General features: G+C 71.1%; 19 protein-coding genes. 16 read left to right on the top strand and 3 right to left on the bottom strand.

Annotation, left to right across the window (positions count from 1 at the left end; genetic code table 11):
* Nucleotides 1–23 precede the first annotated feature (23 nt).
* From F4562_RS04870 to F4562_RS04830, 9 genes are all read left to right on the top strand, one after another.
* Complete coding sequence (locus F4562_RS04870; RefSeq protein WP_184548264.1) at nt 24–815, top strand: helix-turn-helix transcriptional regulator; 792 nt, start codon at nt 24–26, stop codon at nt 813–815.
* On the top strand, nt 812–2,224 hold the full coding sequence (gene sufB / locus F4562_RS04865; RefSeq protein ID WP_184548266.1) for a Fe-S cluster assembly protein SufB: 1,413 nt from the start codon (nt 812–814) through the stop codon (nt 2,222–2,224). Before F4562_RS04870 ends, sufB begins: the two co-directional genes overlap by 4 nt.
* On the top strand, nt 2,224–3,360 hold the full coding sequence (sufD, locus tag F4562_RS04860) for a Fe-S cluster assembly protein SufD (protein WP_184548268.1): 1,137 nt from the start codon (nt 2,224–2,226) through the stop codon (nt 3,358–3,360). The genes sufB and sufD overlap by 1 nt, the downstream gene beginning before the upstream one ends.
* Nucleotides 3,357–3,674 carry a Rieske (2Fe-2S) protein gene (locus tag F4562_RS04855; RefSeq protein WP_184548269.1) on the top strand — a complete coding sequence of 106 codons (318 nt, stop codon included), beginning with the start codon at nt 3,357–3,359 and terminating at the stop codon, nt 3,672–3,674. Before sufD ends, F4562_RS04855 begins: the two co-directional genes overlap by 4 nt.
* A gap of 2 nt (nt 3,675–3,676) precedes the next feature.
* The gene (gene sufC / locus F4562_RS04850) at nt 3,677–4,450 is read left to right on the top strand and encodes a Fe-S cluster assembly ATPase SufC (protein ID WP_184548271.1); all 774 of its coding nucleotides are present in this window, start codon (nt 3,677–3,679) and stop codon (nt 4,448–4,450) included.
* Entirely contained in the window at nt 4,450–5,709 is a 1,260-nt protein-coding gene (locus F4562_RS04845) for a cysteine desulfurase (RefSeq protein ID WP_184548273.1), read from the top strand. The genes sufC and F4562_RS04845 overlap by 1 nt, the downstream gene beginning before the upstream one ends.
* Before the next feature lie 117 nt (nt 5,710–5,826).
* Nucleotides 5,827–6,264, top strand: a complete 438-nt coding sequence (sufU, locus tag F4562_RS04840) for a Fe-S cluster assembly sulfur transfer protein SufU (RefSeq protein ID WP_184548275.1) — start codon at nt 5,827–5,829, stop codon at nt 6,262–6,264.
* The gene (locus F4562_RS04835; protein ID WP_184548277.1) at nt 6,261–6,626 is read left to right on the top strand and encodes a metal-sulfur cluster assembly factor; all 366 of its coding nucleotides are present in this window, start codon (nt 6,261–6,263) and stop codon (nt 6,624–6,626) included. Before sufU ends, F4562_RS04835 begins: the two co-directional genes overlap by 4 nt.
* Nucleotides 6,627–6,989: 363 nt before the next feature.
* Nucleotides 6,990–8,750 (top strand): DEAD/DEAH box helicase, encoded by a 1,761-nt coding sequence (locus tag F4562_RS04830; protein ID WP_184548279.1) that lies wholly within the window; start codon nt 6,990–6,992, stop codon nt 8,748–8,750.
* Between the two features lie 78 nt (nt 8,751–8,828).
* Here the strand turns inward: F4562_RS04830 and F4562_RS04825 are convergent, their stop codons facing one another.
* On the bottom strand, nt 8,829–9,908 hold the full coding sequence (locus F4562_RS04825; protein ID WP_184548281.1) for a WD40/YVTN/BNR-like repeat-containing protein: 1,080 nt from the start codon (nt 9,906–9,908) through the stop codon (nt 8,829–8,831).
* A 325-nt stretch (nt 9,909–10,233) separates the two neighbouring features.
* Between F4562_RS04825 and F4562_RS04820 the strand changes: the two genes are divergently transcribed.
* The gene (locus tag F4562_RS04820; RefSeq protein WP_184548284.1) at nt 10,234–10,497 is read left to right on the top strand and encodes a phosphoribosyl-ATP diphosphatase; all 264 of its coding nucleotides are present in this window, start codon (nt 10,234–10,236) and stop codon (nt 10,495–10,497) included.
* Between the two features lie 59 nt (nt 10,498–10,556).
* Nucleotides 10,557–11,402 carry an ATP phosphoribosyltransferase gene (gene hisG, locus F4562_RS04815; protein ID WP_184548286.1) on the top strand — a complete coding sequence of 282 codons (846 nt, stop codon included), beginning with the start codon at nt 10,557–10,559 and terminating at the stop codon, nt 11,400–11,402.
* Between the two features lie 27 nt (nt 11,403–11,429).
* Here hisG and F4562_RS04810 read toward each other — a convergent pair whose 3' ends face one another.
* On the bottom strand, nt 11,430–12,290 hold the full coding sequence (locus tag F4562_RS04810) for a siderophore-interacting protein (protein WP_184548288.1): 861 nt from the start codon (nt 12,288–12,290) through the stop codon (nt 11,430–11,432).
* A gap of 213 nt (nt 12,291–12,503) precedes the next feature.
* On the bottom strand, nt 12,504–13,604 hold the full coding sequence (locus tag F4562_RS04805; protein ID WP_184548290.1) for an EAL domain-containing protein: 1,101 nt from the start codon (nt 13,602–13,604) through the stop codon (nt 12,504–12,506).
* Nucleotides 13,605–13,731: 127 nt separating this feature from the next.
* Between F4562_RS04805 and F4562_RS04800 the strand changes: the two genes are divergently transcribed.
* The 5 genes from F4562_RS04800 (at nt 13,732) to F4562_RS04780 (ending at nt 19,556) form a co-directional block, all read left to right on the top strand.
* On the top strand, nt 13,732–14,394 hold the full coding sequence (locus tag F4562_RS04800; RefSeq protein WP_184548292.1) for an acVLRF1 family peptidyl-tRNA hydrolase: 663 nt from the start codon (nt 13,732–13,734) through the stop codon (nt 14,392–14,394).
* A 214-nt stretch (nt 14,395–14,608) separates the two neighbouring features.
* On the top strand, nt 14,609–16,207 hold the full coding sequence (locus F4562_RS04795; RefSeq protein WP_184548294.1) for an ABC-F family ATP-binding cassette domain-containing protein: 1,599 nt from the start codon (nt 14,609–14,611) through the stop codon (nt 16,205–16,207).
* 114 nt (nt 16,208–16,321) lie between these two features.
* Nucleotides 16,322–16,537, top strand: coding sequence for a helix-turn-helix domain-containing protein (locus F4562_RS04790; RefSeq protein ID WP_030507271.1), 216 nt, complete (start codon nt 16,322–16,324; stop codon nt 16,535–16,537).
* 136 nt (nt 16,538–16,673) lie between these two features.
* The gene (locus tag F4562_RS04785; protein WP_184548296.1) at nt 16,674–17,477 is read left to right on the top strand and encodes an enoyl-CoA hydratase/isomerase family protein; all 804 of its coding nucleotides are present in this window, start codon (nt 16,674–16,676) and stop codon (nt 17,475–17,477) included.
* Between the two features lie 204 nt (nt 17,478–17,681).
* Nucleotides 17,682–19,556: an ABC transporter ATP-binding protein gene (locus F4562_RS04780; RefSeq protein ID WP_184548298.1), complete on the top strand. Its 1,875-nt coding sequence runs from the start codon at nt 17,682–17,684 to the stop codon at nt 19,554–19,556.
* Nucleotides 19,557–19,679: the final 123 nt, after the last annotated feature.

Raw genomic sequence — 19,679 nt, 5'->3', positions numbered from 1 at the left:
ATGTTGTGAAAAACGTGACCGGGATGAGAGAAGTCGAGGAGACCGCCACCGTGCGGCCCGCCGGCGTCTCCGCCGAGCGCAGCACGCGCGCGCGTGTCGCCCGGCTCATCCTGGAGCACGGGCCCGTCACCGCGGCGGCCCTCGGCGAGCGCCTCGGCCTCACCCCGGCCGCCGTCCGCCGCCATCTCGACGCGCTGCTCGCCGACGGGATGGCCGAGACGCGCACGGCCAGGCCGCGCGGCCAGCGGGGACGCGGGCGGCCGGCCAAGCTGTTCGCGATCACCGACGCCGGTCGCAGCGCCTTCGAGCACGCCTACGACGACCTCGCGGGCAGCGCGTTGCGCTTCCTGGCCGACCGCGTGGGCGAGCAGGCCGTGGCGGAGTTCGCCCGGTCCCAGGTGGCCGGCCTCGTCGCCCGCCTGCAGCCACGGATGAGCGAGGTCCCCCCCGACCAGCGAGTGCGCGTCCTCGCCGAGGCCCTGTCCGCCGACGGCTACGCCGCCTCGTCGAGCAAGGCCAGCCTCGGGGGCGAGCAGCTGTGCCAGCATCACTGCCCGGTGGCGCACGTCGCCGCGGAGTTCCCGCAGCTGTGCGAGGCCGAGACGGAGGCGTTCGCGCGCATCCTCGGCACCCCCGTGCAGCGGCTCGCGACCATCGCGCACGGAGACGGCGTGTGCACCACCCACGTAAGCCCCCACCGGTCGGCCGGACCCGGCGCGGCGGAACGTCCCGCGGACGCCCCGCCCTCTCGGCCGGCGCGAACCTCCACAAGCCACGAAACGATCGACACATCGAGCAAGGAGCCCGGAAGGTGACTGTCACCGACCGCCCGGAGCTGGAAGGCCTCGGGAATTACAAGTTCGGCTGGGCCGACTCGGACACCGCCGGGGCGACGGCCCGCCGCGGCCTGTCCGAGGAGGTCGTCCGCAATATCTCCGCGCTGAAGAACGAGCCGGAGTGGATGCTGGACCTACGCCTGAAGGGCCTGCGGCTGTTCGACAAGAAGCCCCTGCCCACCTGGGGCTCCGACCTCAGCGGCATCGACTTCGACAACATCAAGTACTTCGTGCGCTCGACCGAGAAGCAGGCCGCGTCCTGGGACGAACTGCCCGAGGACATCAAGAACACCTACGACAAGCTCGGCATCCCCGAGGCGGAGAAGCAGCGCCTGATCGCCGGTGTCGCCGCCCAGTACGAGTCCGAGGTGGTCTACCACAAGATCCGTGAGGACCTCGAGGAGAAGGGTGTCATCTTCGTCGACACCGACACCGCCCTCAAGGAGCACGAGGAGATCTTCAAGGAGTACTTCGGGACCGTGATCCCGGTCGGCGACAACAAGTTCGCCGCCCTGAACACGGCCGTGTGGAGCGGCGGCAGCTTCATCTACGTGCCGCCGAACGTCTCCGTGGAGATCCCGCTGCAGGCCTACTTCCGGATCAACACCGAGAACATGGGCCAGTTCGAGCGGACCCTCATCGTCGTCGACGAGAACTCCTACGTGCACTACGTCGAGGGCTGCACCGCGCCGATCTACTCCTCCGACTCGCTGCACAGCGCGGTCGTGGAGATCGTCGTGAAGAAGGGCGCCCGCTGTCGTTACACGACCATCCAGAACTGGTCGAACAACGTCTACAACCTGGTCACCAAGCGCGCCGTCGCCTACGAGGGCGCCACCATGGAGTGGATCGACGGCAACATCGGTTCCAAGGTCACCATGAAGTACCCGGCCGTCTACCTCATGGGTGAGCACGCCAAGGGCGAGACCCTGAGCGTCGCCTTCGCCGGTGAGGGCCAGCACCAGGACGCCGGCTCCAAGATGGTGCACCTCGCGCCGCACACCAGCTCCTCCGTCATCTCCAAGTCCGTCGCCCGCGGCGGCGGCCGCACCTCCTACCGCGGCCTGGTGCAGATCGAGGAAGGCGCGCACGGCAGCGCCAGCACGGTCAAGTGCGACGCGCTGCTCGTCGACCAGATCAGCCGCTCCGACACCTACCCCTACGTCGACGTCCGCGAGGACGACGTCTCCATGGGGCACGAGGCGACGGTCTCGAAGGTCTCCGAGGACCAGCTCTTCTACCTGATGAGCCGCGGCCTGGGCGAGGACGAGGCGATGGCGATGATCGTGCGCGGCTTCGTCGAGCCGATCGCCCGCGAGCTCCCGATGGAGTACGCGCTTGAGCTGAACCGCCTGATCGAGCTGCAGATGGAAGGAGCCGTCGGCTGATGGGCCTCGACACGAAGTCCCCGGTGTCCCCGGTGCCCCTGTCGACCCTCCACGAGAGGTCGTCGTACGACGTGGCGGACTTCGCGGTCCCGACCGGCCGCGAGGAGGAGTGGCGCTTCACGCCGCTGTCACGTCTGAAGGGCCTGCACGACGCGGCCCCGGCCGCGGCGAACGTCGTCGTCCAGGTCGACGCCGGCCCCGGCGTCACCGTGGAGACCGCCGGCCGCGAGGACGAGCGGGTCGGCGGGGCCTACGTGCCCGCCGACCGGGTCAGCGCCCGGGCGTACGCCTCCTTCGAGAAGGCCACCGTCGTCACGGTCGCCCGCGAGGCGGTCGTCACGGAGCCGATCACCATCACCGTCACCGGCTCCGGCCAGGGCGCCGCCTACGGCCACACGGTCGTGCGGATGGAGCCGATGGCCGAGGCCGTGGTCGTCCTCGACCACCGGGGCAGCGCGGTCTACGCCGACAACGTCGAGTTCGTCGTCGGCGAGGGCGCCAGGCTCCGGGTCGTCAGCCTGCAAGACTGGGCCGACGACGCCGTGCACGTCTCCCACCACCACGCGCTGCTCGGCAAGGACGCGGTCTTCCGCAGCTTCGTCGTCACCCTCGGCGGCGACCTGGTGCGCCTGTCGCCGTCGGTCTCCTACACCGGCCCCGGCGGCGACGCCGACCTGACCGGCCTGTACTTCGTCGACGCCGGCCAGCACCTGGAGCACCGCATCCTGGTCGACCACTCGCAGCCCGACTGCAAGAGCAACGTCGTCTACAAGGGTGCGTTGCAGGGCCAGGACGCCCACGCGGTCTGGATCGGCGACGTGATCATCCGGGTCGAGGCCGAGGGCACCGACACCTACGAGCTCAACCGCAACCTCCTGCTCACCGACGGCGCCCGCGCCGACTCGGTGCCCAACCTGGAGATCCTCACCGGCGAGGTCGCCGGCGCCGGTCACGCCAGCGCCTCCGGCCGCCTCGACGACGAGCACATCTTCTACCTCCAGGCCCGCGGGATCCCCTTCGACGACGCGCGCCGCCTGGTCATCCACGGCTTCTTCGCCCAGTTGCTGGAGAAGATCGAGATCCCCGAGCTCCGCGAGCGCGTGCTCGCCAAGGTCGAGGCGGAGCTGGAGAAGTGACGTTCGAGAAGGTCTGCAAGGTCGCCGACATCCCCGACGAGGGTGTGATCGGCCTTGAGGTGGGTGAGACCCCCGTCGCCCTGGTCCGCCGGGGCGAGGAGGTCTACGCGCTGCACGACGTGTGCTCCCACGCGGAGGTGAAGCTCAGCGAGGGCGAGGTCTACGACGGCGCCCTGGAGTGCTGGCTGCACGGCTCGTGCTTCGACCTGCGCTCGGGCAAGCCCACCGGTCCGCCCGCCACCAAGCCCGTCCCCGTCTACCGTGTCAAGATCGACGGCGATGACGTCCTCGTCTCGCTCTCGAAGGAGTCATAACAGTGTCTGATTCGAGCCGAGTCCCCTCGGGCTCCACCCTTGAGATCCGCGACCTGCACGTCGCCGTCGGGGACAAGGAAATCCTGCGCGGCGTCGACCTGACCGTCCGGTCGGGCGAGACCCACGCCATCATGGGCCCCAACGGCTCGGGCAAGTCCACGCTCGCGTACGCCGTCGCCGGCCACCCCAAGTACACGATCACCGGCGGCCAGGTGCTGCTGGACGGGGTCGACCTGCTGGAGCTCTCGGTCGACGAGCGCGCCCGGGCCGGCCTGTTCCTGGCCATGCAGTACCCGGTCGAGGTCCCCGGCGTCAGCGTCTCCAACTTCCTGCGCACCGCCGTCACCGCCGTGCGCGGCGAGGCCCCGAAGCTGCGCGAGTTCGCCAAGGACCTCAAGAGCGGCATGGACGCCCTGTCCATCGACCCCGCCTTCGCCCAGCGCAACGTGAACGAGGGCTTCTCCGGTGGTGAGAAGAAGCGCCACGAGATCCTCCAGCTGGAGCTCCTCAAGCCCAAGATCGCCGTCCTCGACGAGACCGACTCCGGCCTCGACGTCGACGCGCTGCGCGTGGTCTCGGAGGGCATCAACCGCTTCCGCGCCACCGGTGAGACCGGCGTGCTGCTCATCACCCACTACACCCGCATCCTGCGCTACGTGAAGCCCGACTTCGTCCACGTCTTCGCGGGCGGCCGGATCGTCACCGAAGGTGGCCCCGAGCTGGCCGAGAAGCTGGAGGCGGAGGGCTACGAGGCCTACACGAAGGCATCGGCCTGATGACGAACGGCTTTGACGTGGAGAGGATCAGGAAGGACTTCCCGGTCCTCTCCCGCGAGCTGCCCGGCGGCAGGCCGCTGATCTACCTCGACTCGGGGAACTCCGCGCAGAAGCCCACCCAGGTCGTCGAGGCCATGCGCGAGCACCTGGCGATGCACTACGCCAACGTCGGCCGCGCCATGCACGCGCTGGGCGCCGAGTCGACGGAGGCGTACGAGACCGCCCGGGAGAAGATCGCCGCCTTCGTCGGCGCTCCCTCCCCGGGCGAGGTGGTGTTCACCAAGAACGCCTCCGAGGCGCTCAACCTGGTGGCGTACTCCTTCGGTAACCGCGCCTGCGACGACCCCCGCTTCCGGATGGGCCCCGGCGACGAGATCGTCATCTCGGAGATGGAGCACCACTCCAACATCGTGCCGTGGCAGATGCTCGCGCAGCGCACGGGCGCCACGCTGCGGTGGTTCTCCGTCACCGACGAGGGCCGCCTCGACCTGTCGAACCTCGACGAGCTCGTCACCGAGCGCACCAGGATCGTCTCCATCGCCCACCAGTCGAACGTGCTGGGCACGGTCAACCCGGTCGCCCCAGTGCTGGCCAGGGTCCGCGAGGTCGGCGCGCTGATGATGCTCGACGCCTCCCAGTCGGTGCCCCACCAGCAGGTCGACGTGGCCGCGCTGGGCGTCGACTTCCTGGCCTTCACCGGCCACAAGGTCGTCGGCCCCTCCGGGATCGGCGTGCTGTGGGGCCGCGCCGAGCTGCTGGAGGCGATGCCCCCGTTCATGGGCGGCGGCGAGATGATCGAGGCGGTCTGGATGGACCGTTCGACCTACGCGCCCGCGCCGCACAAGTTCGAGGCCGGCACCCCGCCGATCGTCGAGGCCGTCGGCCTCGGCGCCGCCGTCGACTACCTGGGCGACATCGGGATGGCCGAGATCGTCCGCCACGAGCGGGAGCTGACCGCGCACGCGCTCGGCGCCCTGGCGGAGGTGCCCGGCCTGAAGGTGATCGGCCCCCTGGACCTGGCCGACCGTGGGGGAACGGTCTCCTTCACCCTCGACGGGATTCACCCGCACGACGTGGGGCAGATCCTCGACGACAGCTTCGGAGTGGCCGTGCGGGTGGGACACCACTGCGCTCGCCCGCTCCACCTCAGGTTCGGGATTCCCGCCACCACGCGGGCGTCCTTCTACCTGTACAACACACCGGCCGAGATCGACGCCCTGGTCCGCGGCCTCCACCACGTGCGGAAGGTGTTCGCCTAGCCGTGGCCGGGCGGCCGGGCCGGTGGGCGGGCAGCGGGCCGGCGGGACGCCCCCCGGCACGGCGGCCGGTGACGCACGGGCGTACGGTGCAGTGAACGAGAAGGTGAGCGCGACCATATGATCGCCGAGTCCATGTACCAGGAGCTGATCCTGGAACACTACAAGCATCCCCAGGGACGGGGGCTGCGCGACCCGTACGACGCCGAGGTCCACCATGTGAACCCGACGTGCGGCGACGAGATCACCATGCGGGTGAAACTCGGCGACGGCGGCAAGGTCGAAGACGTCTCCTACGACGGGCAGGGCTGTTCGATCAGCCAGGCCGCCGCCTCTGTGCTGTACGAGCTCGCCACCGGTTCGACCGTGACGGACACGCTCGGCGTCGTGGACGAGTTCACCCGGCTCATGCAGGGCAGGGGCAAGATCGAGCCGGACGAGGACGTGCTCGGGGACGCCGTGGCGTTCGCCGGGGTCGCCAAGTTCCCCGCCCGGGTGAAGTGCGCGCTGCTCGCCTGGATGGCCTACAAGGACGCGGTCGTGAGGAGTACGACATGAGCAAGGCTGTGGAGACGCCGACGACGGCGTACGACGGTGAGACGACCCATGACGAGGTCATGGAGGCCCTCAGGGACGTCGTCGACCCCGAGCTCGGCATCAACGTGGTGGACCTGGGCCTGATCTACGGGCTCAACCTCGACCCGGCCGGGGAGGGCGTCGCGCCGATCGCCACCATCGACATGACGCTGACCAGCGCGGCCTGCCCGCTGACCGACGTCATCGAGGACCAGGCCAACTCCGCCCTGGAGGGCATGGTGTCCGAGGTGAGGATCAACTGGGTCTGGCTGCCGCCGTGGGGCCCGGACAAGATCACTGACGACGGGCGGGAGCAGCTCCGCATGCTCGGTTTCAACGTCTGAGAGCTCTTTCCCGGTACGGTTCGCACCCCCGGAGGTGCGAGCCGTACCGGATTGTGTGAGAAGATTTCCAGAGCCGGGAAGAAAAGCCCGGCCGGGAGTGTTGGCTCCCATTGACGGACAAGCGGCCGGCCCGGTCGGCCGCCCCGACTCACCTGGCACTGCGAACGCCGGGTATGCTTGATCGTGGTTTGACTGCGTGCGGGTAAGATCCTCCCGCCCCGTGCGGTGCGCCTCGACTTGCACCGCACCACCGCCCCATATGGGCGTCGATCGAGCACGGCCTCCAGGCCGTGCGTTCCAGGCTCGTCCTTTCGCAGGAGTGACGTGCCGCTCTTCTATCGAAAGGCACGACTCTTCGTGACCATGCTTGACGCTGTCCTGCCCGAAATCACCGAGATCTCCGACGCCCGTGACGGCCTCTCCCCGGCCTCCGAGAGCCTGTCGGAGTTCACCCTCCTCGGCCTGCCCAAGCCGCTCGTGACCGGCCTCTCCCGGCAGGGCATCGACAGCCCCTTCCCCATCCAGCGGGCCACCATCCCCGACATCCTCTCCGGGCACGACGTCCTCGGCCGCGGCCAGACGGGCTCCGGCAAGACGCTCGCCTTCGGCCTGCCGATGATGGCCCGCGTCGCCGGGGTCAAGGCCCGGCCGGGCCGTCCACTGGCCGTCGTGCTGGTGCCGACCCGCGAGCTCGCCATGCAGGTGACCGACGCCCTCGAGCCGCTCGGCAGGGGCCTGTCGCTGCGGATGAAGACCGTCGTCGGCGGCATGTCCATGGGCCGTCAGATCGAGGCGCTGCGCCGCGGTGTCGAGGTCGTCGTGGCCACGCCCGGCCGGCTGACCGACCTCATCCAGCAGGGTGAGTGCACCCTGGACGAGGTCCGGGTGACCGTCCTGGACGAGGCCGACCACATGTGCGACCTCGGCTTCTTCCCGGTGGTCAGCGCCATCCTGCAGCAGACCCCGGCAGACAGCCAGCGTCTGCTGTTCTCCGCCACCCTCGACGGCGACGTCGACAAGCTCGTCCGCCGCTTCCTCACCGACCCGGTGACCCACTCCATGGCCCCGGCCGCCTCCGCGGTGGACACCATGGAGCACCACCTCCTCGAGGTGCACCGCGACGACAAGTTCCCGGTGACCGCCGAGATCGCCAACCGCGAGGGCCGGACGATCATCTTCGTGCGGACCCAGCACGGCGTCGACCGGCTCTGCAAGCAGCTCGCCCAGGTCGGCATCAAGGCCGGCGGCCTGCACGGCGGCAAGCGCCAGAACCAGCGCACCCGCATCCTGGCCGAGTTCAAGGAAGGCGAGATCAACGTCCTGGTCTGCACGGACGTCGCGGCCCGCGGCATCCACGTCGACAACATCAGCCTCGTGCTGCACGTCGACCCGCCCCAGGACCACAAGAGCTACCTGCACCGCGGTGGCCGCACCGCCCGCGCCGGGGAGAAGGGCACCGTCATGACGCTGGTGCTCCCCAACGAGCGCCGCTCCACCGACGCGATGACCCGCCGCGCGGGCATCAAGCCCTTCCGCCTGAAGGCCACCCCGGGCCACCCGCGCCTGGAGGAGACCGCCGGCGCCCGCCAGCCCAGCGGTGAGCCCATCCCGGTCTGGGAGCCCGCGGCCCCGGTCGCCAAGCAGCGCCGGCGTCGTGACGGCCGCGAGGGCTTCGGCGGCGGCGGTGGCGGCCGCGGCCCGCGCCGGTTCCGCGAGCGTCCCGAGCACGGCGGCGAGGCCCGCGAGCCGCGTGAGCGCGCCTTCGGCGACGACACCCGCGGCGACCGCCCCTCCGGCGGCTACCGCTCCGACCGTCCGGCCGGCGGCTACCGCGGCGACCGCCAGGGCGGCTTCCGCGGCGACCGCCCCTCCGGCGGCTACCGCTCCGACCGTCCGGCGGGCGACCGCGGCAACGGTGCCTTCCGGGCCGACCAGCGCGAGGGCGGCTACCGCGGCGACCGTGAGGGCGGTTACCGTTCCGACCGTCCGGCCGGCGGCTACCGCGGCGACCGCCAGGGCGGCTTCCGCGGCGGCGAGTTCCGCGCCGAGGGCCGCCCCGACGGCCGCGGCCAGCGTGGCGGCGGCTACCGCGGCCACTCCGGTGGTCACCACTACGGCCGCTGAGCACACCGGACGGCGCCCCGCTCACCGCGGGGCGCCGTCCGTCTTTTTCCGAGCGTTTCGGAGCCTTCTCCGGGCCGCTCAGAGTAGGGTGCCGCGCACCGTGAGCACGTCCGGCAGGTGCCGGGCGACGGGGAACCAGCTGTCGCCGTCGTCCCGGGAGCCGTACACCTCGCCGTCGCGGGTGCCGAAGAAGATCCCGGCCGCCGAGGCGTGCATCGCGTCGCGCAGGACGGTGGCGTACACCGGCTCCTCGGGCAGCCCCGCGCTCAGGGGCTCCCAGGACCCGCCGGCGTCGTCGCTGCGGTAGACCCGGCAGCGGTGGCCGACGGGTGTGCGGTCCTGGTCGGCGCCGAGCGGGAAGACGTACAGCGTGTCGGGGCGTTCGGGGTGCACGGTCACCGGGAAGCCGAAGTCGGAGGGGAGCCCGGCGCCGATGGACGTCCAGGACCCGCCGGCGTCGTCGCTGCGGTAGACGCCGAAGTGATGCTGGAGGAAGAGCCGCTCGGGCCGGGAGGGGTGCATGGCGACCTTGTGCACGCACTGCCCGAACTCCGGATACTGCGATCCCTCGGGGAAGAACGGGGCACGTATCCCGCGGTTCGCGGCCTCCCAGGAGAGGCCGCCGTCGGTGCTGCGGTAGAAACCGCCGGTGGAGACGGCGACCGAGATGCTCTTCGGGTCGTCCGGGTGGGGCAGCACGGTGTGCAGGCACAGGCCGCCGCCGCCGGGCTGCCACCGGGACCGGTGCGGATGGCTCCACAGCCCGTCCACGAGGGAGAAGGTGACACCCCCGTCCTCGGAGCGGAACAGCGCTCCCGGCTCGACCCCGGCCCAGACCACGCCCGGCTCGGTGGGGGAGGGGTGGAGCTGCCAGACGCGGGTGAGCGACGCGCCGGTCTCCTCCGGGAAGGCGATGGGCGCCCGGGGAGCCTCCTGCCAGGTCGTGCCGAGGTCGTCCGACCAGGTGACGGACGGGCCGAAGTGGCCGTACTCGATCCCGGCGAGGACGCGGGGCACGGGGCCGCGGGTGTCGACCGCGACGGCGGGCACCCCCACGGTGGAGAAACGCACCGGTTCCACCTCGAACGGGCCGCCCCTCACGGAGCGGGCCAGGAACAAGCCCTTGCGGGTGCCGATCGCGAGCAGGGCGTCGCGCATGACGGTCTCCCTTCCGGTTCGCCGTGGGAGCGCACGCCCGGAACAGCGGGGTCACGCGGCCGGACCGCCGGATGACGGGTGAACTCCCTCGCTTTATTCGCACAGGCTATCGAAAATCGGCTCGGGAGGGGCAACCTTCGCCACGCCAAGTCTGGGTCAGATCACGGCCGCGGCCGAGCCGCCCGCCTCGCCCGGGGGCGACGACGCCGGCCCCCTGTTCCGGATCCGTTCGCGCCGGGCCGGCCCCGACCCGCGGGCCCGCACGCGCGCACGCCGCACGGCCCGTTAGGCTTGACGGGCACATCCGACGACGCCGAGAGAGATCATGAAGACCTTCGAAGAGCTGTACGCCGAGCTGTCCGAAAAGGCACGCACCCGGCCCGCGGGCTCGGGCACCGTGGCCGCGCTGGACGCCGGGGTCCATGCCATCGGCAAGAAGGTCGTGGAAGAGGCCGCCGAGAGCTGGATGGCGGCCGAGCACGAGTCGAACGAACGCGCCGCCGAGGAGATCTCCCAGCTCCTCTACCACGTGCAGGTTCTCATGATCGCCAAGGGGATCGGGCTGGACGAGGTCTACAAGCATCTGTGAGCCGGTGCGCCCGGCGATCGGCCCCAGTGGATCCCGTCCCCATGTAAGGAAACCCAGTCATGCTGCGTCTCGCCGTACCCAACAAGGGCGCCCTCACCGAGGCGGCCCAGACGATTCTCAAGGAAGCCGGTTACCGCGCCCGCAAGGACAGCAAGGAGCTCGTGGTCGTCGACCCGGAGAACTCCTGCGAGCTGTTCTTCCTGCGTCCCAAGGACATCGCCGTCTACGTCGGCGAGGGCACCCTGGACGCCGGGATCACCGGCCGCGACATGCTCCACGACTCCGGCGCGGAGGTAGAGGAGATCATCCCGCTCGGTTTCGGCAGGTCCACCTTCCGCTTCGCCGCCAACCCCGGTGAGTTCACCTCCGTGTCCGACCTCAAGGGCAGGCGCGTCGCCACCTCATACGCCGGCCTGCTGGAGTCCTACCTGGCCGAGCAGGGCGTGGACGCCCGGGTGATCAAGCTCGACGGCGCGGTCGAGACCGCCATCCGGCTGGGCGTGGCCGACGCGGTGGCCGACGTCGTGGAGACCGGCACCACCCTGCGCAACATCGGGCTTGAGGTCTTCGGCGAGCCCATCACCCACTCCGAGGCCGTGCTGATCAAAGGGGCCGGGGCCGAGGAGACCCAGGGCCTGCGCCAGCTCGTCCGCCGGCTGCAGGGCGTGCTGACGGCCCGCGACTACGTGATGATGGACTACGACATCCGCGCCGAGCGGATCGAGGAGGCCATCGCCCTGACCCCCGGCATGGAGGGGCCGACGGTCTCCCCGCTGCACCGGGAGGGCTGGGTCGCGGTGCGCGCCATGGTCCGGCGCAAGGGCCACCAGCAGGTCATGGACCAGCTCTGGGAGCTCGGCGCCAGGGCCATCCTGGTGACCGAGATCTTCGCCTGCCGCATCTGATCCCGCCGGGTCCCGGGCGCGCCGGCCTCAGCGGGCGCGCCCGGCCAGGGCGGCGGCCTCTTCCTCCTCGATCCGCCGGTTCCACTCCTGCTTGCCGGCGCGCCAGGACTCGTCGTCGCGGCCCAGACGCCAGTAGCCCGAGATGGACAGCCGCTCCAGCGGGATGCCCAGCTCGGTGCGGAGATAGCGACGCAGGTCGCGGACGAACCCGGCCTCGCCGTGGACGAAGGCGTGCACGTCGCCGGAGGGGAAGTCGAGCTCTCGGACCGCCCTGACCAGCCGTTCGCCGACGGGGGCGCTCCCGCGGTGGAGCCACACGACCTTCACGTCGCCGGGTGAGTCGAGCCGCTGCTCCTCCTCGGGCCCGGCGACCTCGACGAACACCCAGGCCGGCGCGCCGGCGGGCAGGCGCTCCAGGGAGGCCGCCATCGCGGGCAGCGCGCTCTCGTCGCCCGCCAGGAGGTGCCAGTCGGCGTGCGGATCGGGGGCATAGGCGCCGCCCGGGCCGAAGAAGGAGATCTCCTCACCCGGCCGGACCCGGCCGGCCCACGGCCCGGCCAGGCCGCTGTCGCCGTGGTGGACGACGTCGAGCGTCAGCTCGCGAGCCTCGGCGTCCCAGCGCCGGACGGTGTAGGTGCGGGTGGTCGGCCACTGTTCCCGGGGCAGGTCGCGCTGGATCGCCTCCAGGTCGAACGGCTGCGGGTAGCTCACGCCGGGAGGCGCGAACAGCAGCTTGACGTAGTGGTCGGTGTACTCGCCCGCGTGGAAGCCGGCGAGGCCCTCGCCGCCGAGCACGATTCGGATCATGTGGGGTGTGAGTCGCTCGACCCGCTCGACCCGGCCGCGTGTCACCGTGCGCGCACGGCGCGCGGGCTTGTCGTCTGTCATGTGTCGCACTCCCGGACTCGCTAGTTAGGTAACCCTAACTCGTACCATACGTCACGGAAGTGAGACGGCAAATGCCCAGTCTGTCCCATTGGCCCCGATCGGCCATGCGCGTCCGGGGAGAAGGCGGCGACCGGGGGTCCCAGCGTCCGGCCGGATCCCCGAAGGCTTCCGCGTCCCCGCCGGGTCCTCGACGGCAGCCGGTCTCCACCGGCCTCAGCGTTGCACGGCCGCGAACTGGCGAATCAGGTCGGCGACGCGGACGACGCCCATGCAACGTCCGACCTCGTCGGTGACCACCAGGTCGTCGTAGACGCGTTCGGCATCGCGGCCGGCGACCTGCATGGCGGCGATGGCCGGGGTGGTCTTGGGGACCGTGCGGGCGGGGTCGGCCAGCCGCCCCGCCGGCTTCTTGCCGTGCAGCGCGTGGCCGAAGCGGCCGGCGATCATCAGCAGGAAGCGGCTGCGATCGAGGCTGCCCAGCGGGCGTTGGTACTCGTCGACCAGGATCACGCTGGTGATCGACGGTTCGCTGCCGAAGGCGTCGATCGCCTCCTCGGCGGTCGCTTCGTAGGGGAGGGTCACCGCGGGCAGCAGGAACTCCTGGACGCGGGGGCCCAGCAGGAGCCGGGTGGGCTCGGACTCGACGACCGGCAGCGGCACGTGGACCCGCCCCCCGGGGCCCGGGACGAGCAGCGGTCCCTGGGCCAGCCGCACCCCCCAGCCGCGGATCATGGCCAGCTGCCCCTCGTCGGTCACCCCGGGGGTCAGCACGTGCGCGCCGGTCCCCCTGGCGAGCCGTGCCAGGCCCTCACCGAGGGCGGCGCGGCGCGGATCGCGGTGCACCCGGGCGACGAGGTCGGGGGACATCACCGCCAGGTACGGCGCCGCGTCGGCCAGCAGGTCCAGCGGGATGTGCCCGGTGCCCAGATCGCCGACCGCGATCAGGTAGCCGATGGCGCGCAGGCCGTCCAGCCCGCTGAGCAGTGAGCGGCGCTCGATCTGCGCGAAGTCGCCCCGCACCAGGAGGATCACCTCGCGGGGGCGGCGCCCGGACACGCGCAGCGCCTCGTGGAGCGGCGCCATCGCGGCCGAGCCGCCGATCACCGCCGCCGTGGGCAGGGGGAGCACCAGGGGAAGCAGGGCCTCGCTCCTGGTGGCGTGCAGGAGGGTCTCGACGGTGGCGGAGATGTTGCCGTGGCCCTCGGCGGCAGCCTGGAGGGCGATGACGCCTCCGGTGTCGAGGTCGACGATCGGCGTGGTGCCCGCGGTGGCCGCCGCGGATGCCTGCGTGAGGACGTGCGCTCTACTCGACACCTTCAGAGGATGAACCAGGACTCCGCCCAGGCAGAAGTCAGGTGCGGTGATGTTCACCGATATTTCGCTGTTCGTTGAAGTCGGCCGGTCCGTGGCTCGGGGCCGCCACCGGGTAGGGTCGCCTTCCATGACGTCACGACCGGCCAGGGGAGGGGGCCGCTGGGTCTCGGTGGGGCACGAACGCCTGGGACGCTGGATCGACGGCTTCGTCGACCGGCACGGCCCACCGGACGTGACGGTCTCCGCAGGCGCCGACGTGGTGCGGCTGGTGGCCGCGGACGGCGCCACGGCCGAGTGCCAGGTGCCGTTCCCGCCGCTGACCTCCGCCGGGGGAGGCCCGCTGGGGCGTCTGATCACCCATGTGCGGACCGAACGCAGGGTCGGGGTGCTCCTGGTGCGGCTGGGCGGTCACGCGGCCGGGATCTTCCACGGTGACGAGCTGCTCTCCTCTAAGGTCGGCTCGCGGCCGGTCCACGGTCGCAGCGCGGCGGGCGGCTGGTCCCAGCGGCGCTTCGCCCGGCGCAGGGAGAAGCAGGTGGGGCAGGCGCACGAGGTGGCGGCGGAGGTGGCGCTGCGGGTGCTCGGCCCGCACGTGGGGGAGCTGGAGGCGGTCGTGCTGGGCGGAGACCGGCGCGCGGTCGACGCGCTGCGGTCCGATCGGAGGCTCGCCCCGGTCTTCGCGCTGGAGACCGGTCCCTTCCTGACCGTCCCCGATCCGCGCCTGGTGGTGCTCAAGGATGCCCCCGCGCAGTTCCGCGCGGTCCGGATCAAGGTCGACGACCCCGGCTGACCGGCGGGAAGACGCCTGGGCCCGGTCGGCGGGAAACGGGGAGAGTCGGGTCGGTAGCGCCCCGTACACTGATCGGTATGCGCACTCCCGACTGACCGGCGTCCCGGCACGAACGAGACGGCCGAGCCGAGAGCCGGGAGACACAGGCGCGCGGCGGGTTCGGTCACAGTGATGTGAGCCTGTGTGTTTCCTCCCCTGGGAGTCTTCTCCAATCATGATCGTAGCTTCTGACATCGAACTGCGCGCCGGCGCCCGACTGCTCGTCGAGGGCGCCTCGTTCCGGGTCAACCCCGGTGACAAGATCGGGCTCGTGGGCCGCAACGGCGCCGGCAAGACCACTCTCACCCGGGTGCTCGCGGGCGAGGGGCTGCCCGCGGGCGGCACCGTCTCCATCGCCGGAGAGGTGGGTTACCTGCCGCAGGACCCCCGTGACGGCGACCTGCAGGTGATCGCCCGTGATCGCATCCTGTCGGCCCGCGGGCTCGACCAGGTCCTGCGTGAGCTGCGCGAGGCCGAGGTCGGCATGTCGTCGGCCGACGACCGCACCAGGGACCGCGCGGTGCGTGCCTACGGCCGGCTGGAAGACCGCCTGCACGTGCTGGGCGGGTACGCCGCGGAGTCGGAGGCCGCCTCCATCGCCTCCAGCCTGGGCCTGCCCGACCGGGTGCTCGGCCAGCCGCTGGAAACGCTGTCCGGAGGACAGCGCAGGCGCGTGGAACTGGCCCGGATCCTCTTCAGCGGAGCGGAGACTCTCCTGCTGGACGAGCCGACAAACCACCTTGATGCTGACTCAATCGGGTGGCTTCGGGATTTTTTACGATCCCACCAGGGCGGCTTGATCATTATCAGCCACGACGTCGGCCTTCTTGAAGCGACGGTAAACCGGGTCCTGCACCTGGACGCCAACCGCGCGGTCATCGACACCTACAACGTCGGCTGGAAGGCCTACCTGGCCCAGCGGGAGACCGACGAGAAGCGCAGGCGGCGTGAGCGCGCCAACGCCGAGAAGCAGGCCGCGGCGCTGATGTCGCAGGCCGACAAGATGCGCGCCAAGGCCACCAAGGCCAAGGCCGCCCAGGACATGCAGCGCCGCGCCGAGCGCCTGCTCGCCGGCCTGGAGGTGGAGCGGCGCAGCGACAAGGTCGCCAAGCTGCGCTTCCCGCAGCCGGCTCCCTGCGGGCGGACCCCCATCTCGGCGGAGGGCCTGTCGAAGTCCTACGGCTCGCTGGAGGTCTTCACGGGCGTCGACGCCGCCGTCGACCGCGGGAGCAGGGTCGTCATCCTGGGGCTGAACGGCGCGGGGAAGACCACCCTGCTGCGCATCCTGGGGGGCCTGGAGGAGCCCGACACCGGCGAGGTCAAGCCCGGTCACGGTCTCAAGCTGGGGTACTACGCCCAGGAGCACGAGACGATCGACCCCGGTCGCACCGTGCTGGAGAACATGCGCTCGGCCGGGGGCGAGCTGCCCGACGTGGAGCTGCGCAAGGTCCTCGGCTCCTTCCTGTTCACGGGCGACGACGTCGACAAGCCGGCCGGGGTGCTCTCCGGCGGGGAGAAGACGCGGCTGGCGCTGGCCACCCTCGTGCTCTCCGCGGCCAACGTGCTGCTCCTGGACGAACCCACCAACAACCTCGACCCCGCCAGCCGCGAGCAGGTACTTTCGGCACTAAGATCCTATTCTGGGGCGATTGTGCTTGTCACGCACGATGAGGGTGCTGTGGAGGCACTACAACCCGATAGGGTGATCTTGCTCCCTGACGGAGTTGAAGACGCATGGAGCGAGGAATTTTCCGATCTTGTGGCACTTGCCTGATCTTAATTTGAGCGGGTACGGATCTTTTCCCATGGAGTAGGTAGCCGATCTCGTTGAAATGACTGATCATGGCGTGTGTAACGCTGCGGAAGTCTGGCACTACAGGAGGTACTCGTGGCCGAGACTCTGAAGAAGGGCACCCGGGTGACCGGGGCCGACCGCGAAAAGCTGGCCGCCGATCTCAAGAAGCGCTACAGCGCGGGTGAGAGCATCCGCGCCCTCGCTGCTTCGACCGGTCGCTCATACGGGTTCATCCACCGCATCCTGAGCGAGTCCGGAGTGACTCTGCGCGGGCGCGGTGGTGCCACCCGAGGCAAGTCCAAGCGCTGACTCCGCCTCGGAACGCGCGACCGCAGCGGCTCGTCCTCCCTCCACGCCGGCATCTGTCCCGCCCGGACCTATAGAACCTCATTCTGGAGAATCGATAGGCTCGGGCGAGGTGGAACGAGAGGCGGGAGAACAGGTCATGACGGAAGCGGCGTTCGGGGGGAGTGCGGAGCAGACCTCTGAGGAGGAGGTCGGTCTGCGCTACGAGGTGGACGGCGAGATCGCGACGATCACGCTGGACCGTCCGGAGAAGCGGAACGCACAGACGTTCGCCACCTGGTCGGCTCTGGCGCATATCGGTGACAACCTGCCGCAGCAGGTGAGGGTCGTCGTGGTCAGAGGTGAGGGGCCGTCCTTCTCGGCGGGGATCGACCTGCGGATGTTCACGCCCGAGGGGGTTCCCGGGCAGGGATCGTTCGCCTCCTCCGCGACGCTCGACGGCTCGGCGTTCGAGAAGCGAGTGGCGCAGGCACAGCGGGGCTTCCTCTGGCTGCGCCGCCCCGACATCGTCTCCGTGGCCGCGGTCCAGGGGCACGCCATCGGTGCCGGGTTCCAGCTCGCCCTCGCCTGCGATCTGAGGATCCTGGCCGACGACGCCCAGTTGTGCATGAAGGAACCGGCCCTGGGCCTGGTCCCCGATCTGACCGGCACCAAGCCGCTGGTCGACCTGGTGGGCCTGTCAAGGGCCATCGAGATCTGCCTCACGGCCCGCACCGTGAAGGCCGAGGAGGCGGCCAGGATCGGCCTGGCCGAGCTGGTCGTGGCCCGCGCGGAACTGCCCGGCGCGGTGCGCGACCTGACCGGTGCCCTGCTGGCGACCAACCGCGACGCGGCGGTGGCGACCAAACGGCTGCTCCAGGGCGCTTCGGGGCGTTCCCTGGAGGAGCAGTGCGCGGCGGAGGCCCGTGAGCAGGCCGCCCGCGTCAAGGCTCTCTTCTCGTAGTCTTTCCCGTAGTCGCAGCGCTTCTGCGGAGGTCCCGCGTCCTCGCGGTCGCCGCGCGGCCACCGGCGCCTCCCCGCGCTTCCCGCGGCGCACGTCGTCCCGCCCGCCCTCCGTGGCCCGCCGCGGGGGCCGGTGGTGTTCGCCGCGAGCTGAGGGGGGAATGGGCAGGCCTCTTTCGGCGCTCGCACCGGGAGAGGAGGCCAGATGGCGATGATGGGCGGGGGCTTCGGTCCCCAGGTGATGCGTTCGATGCGACGCGACAGCTCGGTGACCGAGGCGCGCCTGGCACCGGGCACCGTCCGGCGCATCGCCCGCTACGCCCGGCCCTTCTCCCGGCACATCGCCGCCTTCCTCGCGCTGGTCGTGGCCGGCTCGGTCATCGTGATCGCCAACCCGCTCCTGATGAAGGCGATCATCGACGACGGGATCGAGGCCGGGCGGACGGACATCGTGGTCGGCCTGGCGCTCGCCATCGCCGGCCTGGCGCTCGCCGACGCGGTGCTCACGCTCGTCCAGCGCTGGTTCTCCGCGCGGGTCGGCGAGGGCCTGATCTACAACCTGCGCACCGAGGTCTTCGACCACGTGCAGCGCATGCCCGTGGCCTTCTTCACCCGCACCCAGACCGGCGCCCTGGTCTCCCGGCTGAACACCGACGTCATCGGCGCGCAGCGGGCACTGACCAGCACCCTGTCGTCGGTCGTCTCCAACGTGGTCATGCTGGTGCTCGTGCTCGGGGCCATGCTGGTCCTGTCGTGGCAGATCACCCTCGTCGCGCTCGTGCTGCTGCCCGTCTTCATCCTTCCCGCGAAGTGGGTCGGCAGGAAGATGTCCGGGCTCACCCGCGAGCAGATGGAGCTCGACGCCGAGATGAGCTCCATGATGACCGAGCGGTTCAACGTGGCGGGTGCGATGGTGGCCAAGCTGTACGGGCGGCCCGAGGAGGAGGCCGCCGCCTTCGGCGGCCGGGCGGGGCGGGTGCGCGACGTCGGCGTCACCGTGGCCATGTACGGGACCGTCTTCCGGGTCGCGCTCGGCCTGGTCGCGGCCCTGGCCACCGCCCTGGTATACGGCGTGGGCGGCGTGCTGGCCGTCTCCGACGTCTTCGAGCTCGGCACCCTGGTCGCGCTGGCCGCCCTGCTGATGCGCCTGTACGGCCCGCTGACGAGCCTGTCGAACGTGCACGTCGACGTGATGACCGCCCTGGTGAGCTTCGACCGGGTCTTCGAGGTCCTCGACCTGGAGCCCATGGTCGCCGAGCGGCCCGGCGCCCGGCCGGTTCCCGGCGGGCCCGTCTCCATCGAGTTCGACGACGTGCGGTTCACCTACCCGGCGGCCTCGGAGATCTCGCTGGCCTCGCTGGAGGCGGTGGCCCGCCCCGACGCCGGGCCCGGCCACGAGGTGCTGCGCGGCGTCTGTTTCACCGCCCGGCCCGGGGAGATGGTCGCGCTGGTGGGCCACTCCGGCGCGGGCAAGACCACCGTCACCGGCCTCGTCTCCCGGCTCTACGACGTCAGCGAGGGTGCGGTCCGCGTCAACGGCCTCGACGTACGCGACGCCACCCTGGCCTCGTTGCGCGACACCGTGGGCGTCGTGATGCAGGACGCCCACCTGTTCCACGACACCATCGAGGCCAACCTCCGCTACGCCAGGCCCGAGGCCACCGAGGAGGAGATCTGGGACGCCCTGCGCGCCGCCCAGATCGCCGATCTCGTCGAGGAGCTTCCCGACGGGCTCCGCACCGTGGTGGGCGATCGGGGGCACCGGCTGTCCGGTGGTGAGAAGCAGCGGCTGGCCCTGGCCAGGCTGCTGCTCAAGGCGCCCCGCGTGGTCGTCCTCGACGAGGCCACCGCGCACCTCGACTCCGAGTCCGAGGCCGCCGTCCAGCAGGCCCTGAAGGTGGCCCTGGCCGGACGGACCTCGCTGGTCATCGCCCACCGGCTGTCCACGGTCCGCGAGGCCGACCAGATCCTGGTGATCCAGGACGGCCGCGTCGTCGAGCGCGGCCGTCACGAGGAACTGCTCGCCGCGGGCGCCGTCTACGCCGAGCTCTACCGGACCCAGTTCAGCCAGGCTGGTTAGCGCGGTCCGGACCCGGCGGGGCCGAGCGCGGGGCGGTCCCCGGCCGCGCGATGGGCCGAGTGTGAGCTCGGGACGGGTCAGGAGGGCTCCCGGCCGCGCGGGCGGGATCGGGCGGTCTGCGGC

The organism is Streptosporangium becharense (assembly GCF_014204985.1).
GTDB classification, from domain to species: Bacteria; Actinomycetota; Actinomycetes; order Streptosporangiales; family Streptosporangiaceae; genus Streptosporangium; species Streptosporangium becharense.
Note: the sequence above shows the minus strand (reverse complement) of the source record. Positions and strands in the feature narration are given on the sequence as shown.